The 12,821-nt window shown below is 42.0% G+C and carries 14 protein-coding genes; all 14 read right to left on the bottom strand.

Translation table 11 applies throughout. The features are described 5' to 3' along the window. Positions 1-13 precede the first annotated feature (13 nt). The 14 genes from SALPA_RS25525 to SALPA_RS25460 all read right to left on the bottom strand — a co-directional run bounded on the left by SALPA_RS25525 (position 14) and on the right by SALPA_RS25460 (position 12,707). The gene (locus SALPA_RS25525; RefSeq protein WP_145102289.1) at positions 14-931 is read right to left on the bottom strand and encodes a patatin-like phospholipase family protein; all 918 of its coding nucleotides are present in this window, start codon (positions 929-931) and stop codon (positions 14-16) included. A 110-nt stretch (positions 932-1,041) separates the two neighbouring features. After that, positions 1,042-1,758: a cyclopropane-fatty-acyl-phospholipid synthase family protein gene (locus tag SALPA_RS25520; protein ID WP_145100701.1), complete on the bottom strand. Its 717-nt coding sequence runs from the start codon at positions 1,756-1,758 to the stop codon at positions 1,042-1,044. Between the two features lie 233 nt (positions 1,759-1,991). Next, positions 1,992-2,564, bottom strand: a complete 573-nt coding sequence (gene pduL / locus SALPA_RS25515; protein WP_145100698.1) for a phosphate propanoyltransferase — start codon at positions 2,562-2,564, stop codon at positions 1,992-1,994. Between the two features lie 39 nt (positions 2,565-2,603). Beyond that, positions 2,604-2,951 (bottom strand): ASCH domain-containing protein, encoded by a 348-nt coding sequence (locus tag SALPA_RS25510; RefSeq protein ID WP_145100695.1) that lies wholly within the window; start codon positions 2,949-2,951, stop codon positions 2,604-2,606. A 12-nt stretch (positions 2,952-2,963) separates the two neighbouring features. Beyond that, the gene (locus SALPA_RS25505; protein ID WP_145100692.1) at positions 2,964-4,133 is read right to left on the bottom strand and encodes an aminotransferase class I/II-fold pyridoxal phosphate-dependent enzyme; all 1,170 of its coding nucleotides are present in this window, start codon (positions 4,131-4,133) and stop codon (positions 2,964-2,966) included. 112 nt (positions 4,134-4,245) lie between these two features. Then, entirely contained in the window at positions 4,246-5,535 is a 1,290-nt protein-coding gene (locus tag SALPA_RS25500; protein WP_145100689.1) for an amidohydrolase, read from the bottom strand. Positions 5,536-5,561: 26 nt separating this feature from the next. Continuing rightward, positions 5,562-6,803 carry an adenosylhomocysteinase gene (locus tag SALPA_RS25495; RefSeq protein ID WP_145100686.1) on the bottom strand — a complete coding sequence of 414 codons (1,242 nt, stop codon included), beginning with the start codon at positions 6,801-6,803 and terminating at the stop codon, positions 5,562-5,564. A 17-nt stretch (positions 6,804-6,820) separates the two neighbouring features. Continuing rightward, positions 6,821-7,864 carry an S-methyl-5-thioribose-1-phosphate isomerase gene (gene mtnA, locus SALPA_RS25490; RefSeq protein WP_145100683.1) on the bottom strand — a complete coding sequence of 348 codons (1,044 nt, stop codon included), beginning with the start codon at positions 7,862-7,864 and terminating at the stop codon, positions 6,821-6,823. A 15-nt stretch (positions 7,865-7,879) separates the two neighbouring features. Continuing rightward, the gene (gene mtnP, locus SALPA_RS25485; RefSeq protein ID WP_145100679.1) at positions 7,880-8,671 is read right to left on the bottom strand and encodes an S-methyl-5'-thioadenosine phosphorylase; all 792 of its coding nucleotides are present in this window, start codon (positions 8,669-8,671) and stop codon (positions 7,880-7,882) included. 15 nt (positions 8,672-8,686) lie between these two features. Then, positions 8,687-9,334: a pyrophosphatase PpaX gene (ppaX, locus tag SALPA_RS25480; protein ID WP_145100676.1), complete on the bottom strand. Its 648-nt coding sequence runs from the start codon at positions 9,332-9,334 to the stop codon at positions 8,687-8,689. 314 nt (positions 9,335-9,648) lie between these two features. Next, positions 9,649-10,065, bottom strand: coding sequence for a TIGR04086 family membrane protein (locus tag SALPA_RS25475; RefSeq protein WP_145100673.1), 417 nt, complete (start codon positions 10,063-10,065; stop codon positions 9,649-9,651). A gap of 75 nt (positions 10,066-10,140) precedes the next feature. After that, positions 10,141-10,899 (bottom strand): 5'/3'-nucleotidase SurE, encoded by a 759-nt coding sequence (surE, locus tag SALPA_RS25470; protein ID WP_145100668.1) that lies wholly within the window; start codon positions 10,897-10,899, stop codon positions 10,141-10,143. 35 nt (positions 10,900-10,934) lie between these two features. Beyond that, positions 10,935-11,312 (bottom strand): 6-carboxytetrahydropterin synthase QueD, encoded by a 378-nt coding sequence (gene queD, locus SALPA_RS25465; protein ID WP_145100666.1) that lies wholly within the window; start codon positions 11,310-11,312, stop codon positions 10,935-10,937. A gap of 111 nt (positions 11,313-11,423) precedes the next feature. Beyond that, positions 11,424-12,707, bottom strand: a complete 1,284-nt coding sequence (locus SALPA_RS25460; RefSeq protein ID WP_145100663.1) for a glycosyltransferase family 2 protein — start codon at positions 12,705-12,707, stop codon at positions 11,424-11,426. Between the last annotated feature and the right edge of the window lie 114 nt (positions 12,708-12,821).

Genomic DNA, 12,821 nt, shown 5'->3' with positions numbered 1-12,821 from the left:
CAGTAAGAGCAGATTATAGTAATTGCTTAATTTCATTAATTTTTTCAAATGCTGCCTGATAACCGCGTTTTACAAACTCATTAGTCTGTTTAAAATCTTTATGATTTAAATCAGCGACTTGTGGTCTAATAATTATATCTGCAAACTGCTCAGATTTCATTAAAGTGACTTCTCTGCCCATAATCTCAATACATTGCATCAGTATTTCACCAACAGAATCGATTTCATAGTTTGGCTGACCAGTATAGCCTAAATCAACAGCAATAATTTTTTCAGCACCCATATGGTTTAATATATCTGTAGGCAAATTATTTTTAACTGCACCATCTACCAATGTCATCCCCCGATACTTTTTGGGGAAAAATACTCCAGGTATAGAGATGCTGGCTCTAACAGCCTCATAAAGTAGCGCATTATGATAATATCGTGCATTAAGAATACTTCGCATGTGAGATAGCGGAGATGTGAAAAACACGGTATCTGCCGAATTCAAGTCAACAGCAGTTATCGCTACTGGTATTTTTGTATCGCGAACAGTCCTTTGCTGCCATAATTTTTTCAGAATGGCTTCAATTTTTTCCCCTTTAAGCAGTCCTGTAGGCAGTACAGACCAGAAACGGAACCTGCCGCTTAGCATCCATTTAAATCCATGTTTAAATAGATCTGAAGTAGTTACTTTTAAGTCGATTAAATCCGGAATATGGATACTTTGAATGATCGACTGCATTTGCTGTGGTGAGTAACCGCAAGCATACATGGTTGCTACTATTGCTCCGGCACTGGTTCCTGAGATATAGTCAATTGGTATGTTATAATCAGCGAAGGCTTTAAGCACTCCAATATGTGATGTTCCTTTCAGTCCGCCACCGCTTAAGGCAACTCCTAGTTTGGGGTGAGAGCCACGCGAATGATTATTAATGGTAACAATCATGTCATTCACCTCGCTATTCCCTCTTCGTATTATGTTATGAAAGAACAACGAACTATGATATAAATTAGTGCAAAAAAAAAACAGAGACTTTATGAAGATCTCTGTTTAGACTAGCTATTTTTTTTTGCAAGAATGATCATGCGAGGAGTTTCGGAGCTATATAACCGTCCGTCAAAGCCACCATAAGTTGCTAGAATAGAAAGACCGCTGTTACTAAATATATTAGCCATTTCGGGGAGTGAATAGGCTCTTAAAACAAATTCATACTGTGTTTTAATGCCTGTCACCTGATTAATTAACTGCCGTTTCATAGTAGCAATACCGTTTTCGAGCTCCACTTTATAGGAAAGTACGCATTCGCCGCTAGGATGCCGCCAGTAACGATTTAAGTTGTTGCGAACCATCCAATCTCGATTTAATAAATCAATGAGAAATAAACCATTTGGCTGTAAGGCTTTGGCAACCAGTTTTATTACCGCAGCGTTTTCCTCATCAGTAAAATAACCAAATGCAGCAAACATATTAATCACTGCAGCAAATTTTTCACTATAGTCAAGTTCCCGCATATCTTTTTTTATAAATGTTATACTGACATTTGCCTCCTGAGATTTTTGAATAGCAATATCTAAAAAATCTTGGGTCCCATCTATGCCTGTTATATTAAATCCCTGCTTAGCAAGTTCTATCGCATGTCGACCATAACCACAATATAAATCCAAAATAGATTCGCCGGGTTTGAGTTTTAGAACCTGGGTAATAAATTGGACCTCCTGATCTGTACCAGCCAAGGAGTACGTTTTGTAATCACCTATTGTTTCATGACTCACGTTTGACACCACCAATACATACTTTTCATTTGTGCGGGTTGAGTATGGGCATTTTGAAATGGATTCAGCTGTAGCCTTCCTTATTTGTTCTGCAATTATGTGCGCCTACGATGACTGTTATTAGTAAAAATTCGCTATTTGTAGTAAAAATCCTTCCCACCATATTGATTAAATAAAAATCACCCCCCATATCGTATCAACAAACACGACATGGGGGGTGATTCCAATTTTCTCTATTTTAGAAGTTCTACGGTATCACTATTACCAATCTTAGCAGCATTAGCTTCATCAGTGTCAAGGTGGCAATCAAGTTTATAATTATCGCTCACTCTGATTAGAACCTGGTCAAATATGAGACTCCGTTCGCCGCCAAAGGCAATTTTTACAATATCTTTATCTTTTAAGCCTAATTCAGCAGCATCAGCTTTGGTCATATGAATATGGCGACAGGCGGCAATAACACCTTCTTCTATTGTTACCTGACCTTTAGGACCAACGATAGTAAGTCCTGGTGAACCTTTTAAGTTGCCAGAATCACGAACAGGAGGCTTGATGCCGAGTTTTAAAGCATCAGTAAGGGAAATCTCGACTTGCGTTTGTGGGCGCTCAGGTCCAAGAATACGAACTTTTTTGAACGAACCCTTTTCGGTAATCAAATCGACCTGTTCTTCAGAAGCAAATTGACCAGGCTGTGACAGAGGTTTTTTTACAGTGAGCTGATATCCCTCACCGAATAGGATAGCGAGATGTTCACGGGTTACATGTACATGGCGAGCTGAAACACCTACGGGAATTGCTTTAGACATAGAAAAATGCACTCCTTTTATTAATATATATTCTTCCTGCTATTCGATGACTTCAGAGAAATACACTACAGTAACAAGATCACTGCAGGTTAAGGTCTTGTCATAAATAGATTGCAAAAAGACCATTAAATCATCGATGCTGGTAAGATCCGGATTTTCACCTTGTAAATCATCTATGGTTAATTGGGCTATCGGCTTAACTAAAACACGGTCAATAGCCGCGGTAAATATTCTTTTCTTTTGGGAAAAGCGTTTGCCAACAGTTACCCATACAATATCGCCTTCTGTGTATTTATTAGTTTTGTCACCAAGCCGTATAGTGCAAATTTTACGGCGGCAGACTAATTGACTGTGATAGTTAGATGAATAAAAATTCAATGCTTTCATCCCAAAATCCTCCTATTCACTATAACTTAGCCAGTTTTTTATTCGCGATACGGCTTCTGTTAGTCGACTCTCAGACTGCACCAGTGCTATACGTACATAACCTTCACCGTAATTACCAAAAGCACTGCCTGGGATAACAGCAACTCCGGTATGTTGTAACAGTGAGACGGTAAAATCAAAGGATGATTGTTTAGTAGGTACTGGAGCCCAAACATACATTGATGCTTTGGGACGGTCTACCTTCCAGCCAAGTTCATTGAAGCCATCAACAATAATATCGCGGCGTTTTTGATAGCTAGCCGCTGTTTCACTAACGCAATCCTGGGGACCAGTAAGCGCTGCTATGGCGGCCTGCTGGATTGGATAGAAAATCCCGTAGTCAAAATTAGATTTCAGACGACCTAAGATTGAAATTACGTTTGCATTACCTACAACATAACCGATCCGGCAGCCTGCCATATTATAGGTTTTTGACAGCGAATTAAACTCTATACCTATATCCTTAGCACCAGGAACAGCTAAGAAACTATCCGGTTGATAGCCGTCAAATACCAAGTCACTATAAGCGAAATCGTAGCAAACTAAAATGTTATGACGCTTGGCAAAAGCAACAACTTCTTCCAAAAAGCTACGCGGTGCTGTAGCAGCCAACGGATTATTGGGATAATTCAAAATCATAATTTTTGCTCGTTTTAGTACATCCTCTTCTATCGCCGTCAAATCAGGCAGATAGTTATTGGCGGCAGTAAGCGGCATACGGTAGATTTCAGCACCAGCAACAAGTGGACCAGCGCTGAATATAGGATAGCCGGGATCAGGTACAAGCACGATATCACCAGGATTAACAAGACACAGGGCGATATGTGCTAAGCCCTCCTGCGAGCCAATAAGCGAATGAATTTCGGTTTCCGGATCTAGTTCAACGCCAAATTTACGATACCACTTAGCGATAGCGTCTAACAGCTCGGGAACTCCTTTTGATAAGGTGTAGCCATAATTAAAACAGCAATCGATAGAATTTTTTAATGCTTCCACAATATGCGGCGCAGGTGCCATATCAGGACTACCGATACTTAAAGTAATAACATCTTTGCCGGCAGCAACTTCGGCTTTGCGCAAATCATCCACTTGCGTAAAAACAGCAGAAGTTAGTGCTTGCATACGTTTAGCTTGCTCAAACATGGTTGCCTCCATTTAGCCTCAGATAATAGGCTTAGTTACTATGATTCCAATAGTTATTAATTCAATATTAGCAGGACAAATCCTGTTGAGTAGCCAAAAAAAGTTTATAATTTCACTTAGTTTGTGGTTTGCTGATTAAGCTCATACCACGGCGGCTAACCTCGGATAGCAAACGTTCTTGGTCGATAGTGGTAAGCTGATGATTATCCATTAGGATCTTACCATCAACAATTACTGTATGAACATCGCGGGCACTAGCGGCATACGTCAAAAGCGATAACCGGTCATGACGCGGATACCAATGCGGTTCCTGCATAGCAAAGATAGTGATATCTGCTTTGTAAGCACTTTGGATTTTGCCGGTTATATTGCCCAATCCCAGTGCCTCAGCCCCCTGGCTGGTTGCCATGTCTACGGCTGTTTGAGCGGGAATCGCCAATGGGTCTAACCGGTGAACTTTATGGAGCATTGCTGCTAAGCGCAATTCTTCCAGCATATCGAGATTATTATTGCTGGCTGCGCCATCAGTCCCCAAGCCAACACAAATTCCTGCTTGGAGCATATCCGGAACCGGTGCTACCCCACTGGCTAACTTCATATTACTGCCTGGGTTATGGGCCACTCTTACCTTCTTATCCTTCATGATAGAAATATCTTCCTTCGATACATGCACACAGTGGGCAGCTAATACACCGTAATCAAAAACACCTAACTCCTGCATTAATGCAATCGGCGATTTACCGTATTGCTTTTGACAATCAGCCACTTCACTGGCCGTTTCTGATAAATGGATATGGATTTGCGCTCCCATTTTGGCAGCCAATGCTGTTACTTTTTTTAGATACTCCGGCGGACAGGTGTATGGTGCATGTGGCCCCAGCATAACGGTGATTCGACCGTCAGCTCCATGATGCCATTCTTTATAGAAGTTTTCACTTTCAGCCAACGCTTGATTGGCTGTTGGGGCTACGCCAGCCATTCCTCTTGCTAATACTGCACGAATACCGCTTTCGGCTACTGCCCTGGCGGTGTCAGGCATAAAAAAGTACATATCCGCAAAGCAAGTAGTACCAGATTTAATCATTTCAGCAATGGCTAACTGCGTTCCCCAATAGACATCGTCTGCTGTTAGGTTCTCTTCAGCCGGCCAAATCTTTGTTTGCAGCCAATCCATAAGCATCATATCGTCAGCATAGCTTCGAAAGAGTGTCATAGCTGCATGAGTATGGGTATTAACAAAACCAGGAACGATTAATTTATTTTGGCAATTGATTATCCTGTCAGCTTGCTCTGTGACAGTTCCAACTTGCGTAATAAGCGAGCCGTTGATGGCAATATCCAATTGGCGTACTTGCCCGTCAGGGCAAAGGACGTCGCCGCCTTTAAGCAGCATAGTTATCATTTGTATGCCCCCTTCACATTTCAAAACTAGGCTTTCTGCAGATAGTCTTCCTGTTCAGAGCTAAGGCTGTCAATGCTAAAGCCCATAGCTTTCAATTTTAGTGCAGCAACGCGATTATCCATTTCTGTTGTCACCGTGTATACCTTATTATCCAATTTTGCGTGATTTTCGGCAATATGGAGAACAGCCAGTGTTTGCATAGCAAAGGACAAATCCATGATTTCTGTTGGATGGCCATCGCCGGCAGCCAGATTAACCAGGCGACCCTCAGCCAGCAGATATAGTTTACGACCGTCAGGCATAGCAAATTCTTCAATATTTTTACGTACTGTTTTCCGGGTCTGAGCTAAAGCAGTTAAGTGTTCTTTGTTAATTTCAACATCAAAATGACCAGCGTTTGCCATGATCGCGCCTGCTTTCATGACTTCCATATGTTCACGGCGGATAACATCCTTGCAGCCTGTCAGGGTAACGAAAATATCGCCCTGTGAGGCTGCTTCCTGCATAGGCAGCACTCTAAAACCGTCAAATACAGCCTCAATCGCTTTGATAGGATTAATTTCGGTAATAATAACATTGGCTCCCAGACCCTTAGCGCGCATAGCCACGCCTTTACCACACCAGCCATAGCCGGCGACAACCACTGTCTTGCCAGTTACTGTAAGGTTTGTTGTCCGCATAATACCATCCCAGGTAGACTGACCGGTACCATAGCGATTGTCAAATAAGTACTTGCAATAGGCGTCGTTTACCGCAATCATCGGGAATTTCAGACGGCCGGCTTCAGCTAGTGCCCGCAATCGCAGGACACCAGTTGTTGTTTCCTCAGAACCTCCGAGAATATTTTTCAGCATATCACTGCGGTCACCATGGAGTAATGACACCAAATCGCCGCCATCGTCAACAATGATATCAGGTTTGGTATCAAGGGCCTTATGTAAAAACTTTTCGTATTCTTCGGCGGTAGTATTGTACCATGCAAAAACCTTGACACCTTGCGATGCCAGGGCAGCCGCTACATCATCTTGTGTAGAAAGAGGGTTACTGCCCGTTACGGTCACATTAGCCCCCGCATTTTTAAGTACTAGTGCCAAATAGGCTGTTTTAGCCTCCAGGTGCATGGTAATTACCAGATTTTTGCCAGCTAGTGGCTTTGTCTGAGATAATTCTGCATTTAAGGTATTAAGAACAGGCATAAATTCCTTAACCCAGTTAATTCTATCCATGCCTTGCGGCGCTAAGCTACTATCGCGAATCATTGATTCCATAATGAAATCTCCTTTCGTTACTTGCATTTTTGGACTAATTGGCTGATGGCCTGGCTATAGGGCGTACGTAGTATACCATATTCAGTAATAATGGCCGCTACCAGGTTATTGGGGGTTACATCAAAGGCTGGATTAAATACGTTTACTTCTTTAGGTGCTACACAATTGCCACCTAAAGAAGTAACCTCAGTTGCACACCGCTCTTCTATGGGAATATCAGCGCCAGAATGGATAGTGAAGTCAAACGTAGATGACGGTGCAGCGACATAAAATGGAATACCGTGCTCTTTAGCCAGTACGGCTACACTGTAGGTGCCAATCTTATTGGCAACATCACCATTTAACGCAATACGGTCAGCCCCGACGATAACAGCCTGAACCATATTATTTTTCATGACCCAGCCAGCCATATTGTCGGTAATTAAAGTTACTGGAATGCCAGCTTGCATTAGTTCCCAGGCGGTGAGCCTGGCCCCCTGTAATAGTGGCCGGGTTTCATCGGCAAAGACCTGGGTAATATTGCCCTGTTCCCATGCTTTACAGACGACCCCCAGGGCGGTGCCGACGGCTACTGTAGCCAGAGCTCCGGCATTGCAATGGGTTAGCACAGCGGTGGGCTTAGTAAACAGGCTTGCGCCGTGAACTGCCATTTTCTCATTTACCGTTTTGTCTTTTTCAGCAATTGCAATAGCTGCTTGTTCTAACGCAGTAACAGCTGCGTTACTATCGGCATTTTCGGCCATTTGGTCAAGAACAGTCAGCATGCGGTCAATCGCCCAAAACAAGTTTACTGCTGTTGGTCTGGTTTGGCGGAGTACACTGGCAATTTGTGTTACTTTTTCCTTAAACTCAGGCATAGCAAGTTCAGTAAGCTCGCCGGCACCCAGCACCAAAGCGAAAGCTGCTGCCGCTCCAATCGCCGGGGCGCCGCGCACTTCCAGCCGTCTTATGGCTTCTGCTACCCGCTGCCAGTCATGACACTCAATATATTCAAGCCTATTCGGCAACAAGGTCTGATTTAATAGGGTAAGACAGTTATTTGACCAAACAATAGAACGCATGGGTAAGTATCTCCCTTACAGTTTAAATCCGCCATATTCGGCTAAAGCATGCTTACAGGTACAATCAGTTTCCGGGGCCAGCCGTTCTATAGTAGCGAGAATCAGCCGTTTAATATTTTCGGTATTAGCCTGCATAGTTTCCAGGACTTCATGATGGGTTAACGGCTGCGGTGAAATACCGGCAGCAAAGTTGGTAACCATCGAAACGGTGGCATAACACATTTCAGCCTCTCTGGCTAAAACTACTTCCGGTACATTGGTCATGCCAACAACATCACCGCCAAATTTAGCAAACATCTTAATTTCAGCCGGTGTCTCAAAACGAGGGCCGTCAGTACAGACGTATGTCCCCTGCTGATGAAAGGGAATGGAAAGCTTTTTGGCAGCTTCAAACATTACATTACGGATTGACGGGCAATAGGGTGTTGTTACATCAACATGAACAACACCCCGTTCCCCACCTTCATAAAAGGTTGTTGTCCGGTTTTTTACAAAATCAAGAAATTGGTCAATAACTACAAAATCGCCTGGTTTCATGTCCAGATTGAGTGAACCTACAGCTGTTGTCGCAATGATATTTTGTACACCTAGTTTTTTTATGGCCCAGATATTGGCCCGGTAGTTAATTAAGTGTGGCGGAATCGAATGATTACTGCCATGGCGCGGGATGAATGCAACCTCTTTACCAGCATATTCACCGCTTTTACAATGTACAATACCGTAAGGAGTAGGAATCCATTGTTCCTGAATATTATTTAAGATTTTGGGATCATATACACCAGTTCCACCAATGATGGCAATTTCCATAGTTTATCACCCTGCCTATTCGTTTTCTATATTGCAGATAGTTAGCAAATCTTCAATGGTAGTAAGCACATAGTCCGGTTGCTCGGCAAGCAGCTGGTGCCAATCAATTTGCGTCCAACGGACAGCGGCAGTTTTAACTCCGGCTGCGCGTGCACTGGCCAGGTCAAAGGGGCTGTCGCCTACCATCAAACATTCAGCTGGCGCAAGTTTGATTTGCTCCAGCGCCCGCAGCACTGGTTCAGGATGTGGCTTATGTTTTTGGCATTCTTCATGGCCAATAACGACAGAAAAGTATTTATCCATAGCAAATAGCTTCAATCCGCGGATAGCAGTACTTTTGGACTTTGACGTCACTATCGCCAGAAGTAGGCCATTGTTATAGAGTTTCTGCATAGTTTCCGGCACACTGGCAAAGCCGGTCGTCAGTTCATCATGGTAGGTAAGGTTGAACTGACGATATGTTGTAATTAGTTCATCAACTTTATCCGGGCCGTAATGCTCCATGGCATCTCTGAGGGGTTTACCAAAAAAAGCATATACTTCCTGCGGAGTAAGTGCTCGCCCATAATGCTGCATAAAGGTGTGCTGAAAAGAACGAATGATCAAATTTGAAGTATCGATCAGTGTACCGTCCAGATCAAATAAAATGCCTTTAAATCTCAATGTTATCCTCCTAGATATTCCGCTAAAAAAGAACAGCTTGTCCACCCTATATATGCAACGTGCTAAAGACTTTTGCAGGTAGGTGGTGTGTTGGCAAAAGCGGAAGTTAAACGCTAGTGGTGAAGCGTTGTCAATGCATCACCTACCTGCGCCTGCAAACATTTTTACTGCATAATATAGTATTGTGATATTATTTTTCAATTTATAAAGTGGACATAAAATTGCCCACTTCTCCGCTGCATTATTCCAGTCAAACTATGTAAGTAATTATTCAAGATTAAAAAAAAAATCCCTGCCTGCACTGTTGGCATAAATTACAAATTTACGCCAATAAAGCCGCCTAGTGCCCCGGCTAAACTACCAGCAGCAATCTTATTGCCCAGCATAAGCCAGGATATTTGCTCCTGACCTAGTTCCATTCCGATACCTAATGAGAATAGTACATATACAATGCCAACGGCACAGCCTATAAGTAAACCCTTCGCAGCTGTTTGTTTTGTTGCATAAACACTGCCAACAAAAATGCTAATCATAGTAACTGCCACCATTATGTATTCAAGATAGTTGTCGATAAATCCATTTTCAGATATCAGACTAATTATCGACAGGCCTACAGCACAAAGGAGTGAGATAACAATACTAACAGTTACTCCTTTGAAAATAGCCATAGAACTATTGATATTTCGTGGAACTTGGGGGTAGTTTTTTGTCCGTCTGGAAGCTTTGGCCATAATACTCCCTCCTGCAAAATCTTTTACTGTAAATTTATGCAAATAACGGCCAAATATACCGGACTTCTGATAAGTTTATAAGCCCCAAGTCCCTAATGCATTCATAATCCCATAGTTGGTTAAATCGAAGTGAATCGGTGTAACTGAAATCTTACCGTTTTGGACAGCAACTATGTCGCTGTCTGGAGCATTTTCAGTATCTGAAACACGACCACTCATCCAGTAATAGGTGCGACCACGGGGATCTTGGCGGCGTTCAAACGTATTTTCATAGTTTCGAACTCCCAGCTTGGTAATAGCTATCCCCTTTAATTGGCTTTCTGGTAAAGCCGGAACATTGACATTAAGCAGGGTATTAGGTGGCAAGCTTCGATTAATCATGGTTTCAATCACTTTTCTTGCCGTCTTGGCGGCCGGTTCGAAATCAAATGTCTCCCAACTGTCTAATGACATCGCGATTGCCGGCAAACCATGTAGTGCCCCTTCAATAGCAGCACTAACAGTACCTGAATATAAAACATCGGTGCCCATATTTGAGCCCTGATTAATTCCAGAAACAATAATATCAGGTAGATCATCTGCCAACAGAGATTCTAAAGCGACTTTAACACAGTCGGTAGGTGTGCCGCCGACCCGCCAAGCACAAATATTGGCAGCATCTAAAGGATGTTCATCTACCCAAATGGGATGATGTACAGTAATGGCCTGACTTGAGGCGCTTTTTTCACTATCTGGCGCTACTACCGTAATTCTGGCAAAGTGAGACAATTCTTGCCAGAGTGCTTTTATTCCTGGTGCAAGTATGCCATCGTCATTTGTCAATAGTATATGCAAAGCACAACCCCCCCAACATTGTAATTCATCATACTCTACCCCTGTGGACAATATTTAACAGCTGACCGGGGAGATTCCCATACCTGGACACAGCATATTTTAATTGTTTGCTGAAAGCTAGACTGCTTCGCTAAGGAATCATAGATATATTTTGCTATATTTTCTGCAGTCGGATTCATTGCCTTAAATGCCGGCAAATCGTTTAGATAATAATGATCAAGCTTGTCAATTACTTTGCCGACCTCGGCCTTAAGGTCTTTAAAATCCATAACCATGCCTAAATGATTAAGTTCATGACCAGCAACAGTAACTTCCACTTTCCAGTTATGTCCGTGCAGACGACTGCACTTACCCGGATAGTCAGGCAATTGATGGGCAGCCTCAAATTCAGCAAGAATAGTTAACTCATACATAATAACGCCTCCTTGAACAATACATTTTATTATTGGGATATAGATATACTTTGGAACACTCTGTCAAAGTATTCAATTGTATATAAAAAAAGATGAGTGTTAACTCACCTTTTATTTGATAGCTTGCTTACTTACAAGGTTTTCCTTGGAAAACTCAGTCGAATTACTTAAAAGTACATCTTGATAACTAAGGCTGCGGGTATGTTTAGTGTGACTCCAGTTGCGTTCATGGCGGTGTAGATAACCTACGAACGTTATTGGTATCCAACTGTATATAAAAAGCGGGTAGAAAATGGAGTAAATCCAGGTTTTCCAGTTAGCACGAATTTTAAACAAAATAATCGCTGGAAAAATATATTGACCAACGCCAATAATTGTCCACACTTCAATAGGCAAAACCATATAAAGAATATTGGTATAAAATGGCGTAATATAACCAATATAACTGAATAGCACAAACAATGTTGATAATAGTAAGAAATACGGTTGAACCAAATGAAGTATGCCATCCAAAATTCTAATATCGCGCCGTTTTATTCCTTCTATGAGTAGTTTGGGAATGAAACGGCCAGCAACATCAAAGTGGCCCTGGGCCCAGCGCTTACGCTGTTTCCATGATTGTTTGAAGGTGAGTGGTTTTTCATCATAAACTATGGCGTCATGCGCCCAGGTGGTACGAATGCCAATCAGCAGTACTTTCATCGTAAATTCCATATCTTCGGTAAGACAGGTGGCACCCCAACCAAATTTTTTGAGGATATCTGTTGAAATGCACATACCAGTGCCGCCTAAGACACTTGACAAACCTACGTTATATTTAGCCAAATGCCAAATGTGGTTTACCACCCAGAAGGAAATGGCAAAGGTAGCCGAAATCCAGGTATCATTCGGATTTTTGGCGTCAAGGTAACCTTGAATGACCTTTTCTCCTTTGCACAGGCGATTATTCATTTCCAGAAGGAAATTCGTATCCACTAAATTATCGGCATCAAATACAACTACCGCATCATACTGCTTTTTCTGTGTAAACAGTTTTTCAAACATCCATTCCATAGCATAGCCTTTGCCCTTCTGGTCAAGACTAAACCGTTCGTGCACAATTGCACCAGCATTTTTTGCAATCTGGGCTGTTTTATCTTTGCAGTTATCCGCGATGACGTAAATATCGTACAGTTCACTGGGATAATTAAGTATATGTAAATTTTCTACTAATTGACCAATGACCTGTTCTTCATTATGGGCAGCCACGATAACGGCAAAGGTATTTTTGGGAGTAGTAATTTTATCTTCATGTCTTTTAAAAATCCCAAAAAATGCAAGGAAAAAGTAGTACAGAGTAAAAAAAACAATAATGAGTTGCATGGGAATCATTATGTAATCAAAAATATAATTCATGGATTATTCTCCTTACAAAATCCTGTGTTAATGAGTACCATGATTTACAGGATTTATACACGGTTTTCCTGAAACTTTTCATAATAAATCATATGCTGATTTTTGAGGTACATG

Source organism: Sporomusa sp. KB1, assembly GCF_007830295.1.
In the GTDB taxonomy this organism is placed as follows: domain Bacteria; phylum Bacillota; class Negativicutes; order Sporomusales; family Sporomusaceae; genus Sporomusa.
The sequence above is the reverse complement of the archived record's forward strand: the minus strand, read 5'-3'. Positions and strand labels throughout refer to the sequence as shown.

Excerpts from the sequence above, each read along its gene's own strand:
- SALPA_RS25525 (WP_145102289.1), bottom strand. The coding sequence starts at position 931 with ATGATTGTTACCATTAATAATCATTCGCGTGGCTCTCACCCCAAACTA.
- pduL (WP_145100698.1), bottom strand. The coding sequence starts at position 2,564 with ATGTCTAAAGCAATTCCCGTAGGTGTTTCAGCTCGCCATGTACATGTA.
- SALPA_RS25510 (WP_145100695.1), bottom strand. The coding sequence starts at position 2,951 with ATGAAAGCATTGAATTTTTATTCATCTAACTATCACAGTCAATTAGTC.
- SALPA_RS25505 (WP_145100692.1), bottom strand. The coding sequence starts at position 4,133 with ATGTTTGAGCAAGCTAAACGTATGCAAGCACTAACTTCTGCTGTTTTT.
- SALPA_RS25500 (WP_145100689.1), bottom strand. The coding sequence starts at position 5,535 with ATGATAACTATGCTGCTTAAAGGCGGCGACGTCCTTTGCCCTGACGGG.
- SALPA_RS25495 (WP_145100686.1), bottom strand. The coding sequence starts at position 6,803 with ATGGAATCAATGATTCGCGATAGTAGCTTAGCGCCGCAAGGCATGGAT.
- mtnA (WP_145100683.1), bottom strand. The coding sequence starts at position 7,864 with ATGCGTTCTATTGTTTGGTCAAATAACTGTCTTACCCTATTAAATCAG.
- mtnP (WP_145100679.1), bottom strand. The coding sequence starts at position 8,671 with ATGGAAATTGCCATCATTGGTGGAACTGGTGTATATGATCCCAAAATC.
- SALPA_RS25475 (WP_145100673.1), bottom strand. The coding sequence starts at position 10,065 with ATGGCCAAAGCTTCCAGACGGACAAAAAACTACCCCCAAGTTCCACGA.
- queD (WP_145100666.1), bottom strand. The coding sequence starts at position 11,312 with ATGTATGAGTTAACTATTCTTGCTGAATTTGAGGCTGCCCATCAATTG.
- SALPA_RS25460 (WP_145100663.1), bottom strand. The coding sequence starts at position 12,707 with ATGAATTATATTTTTGATTACATAATGATTCCCATGCAACTCATTATT.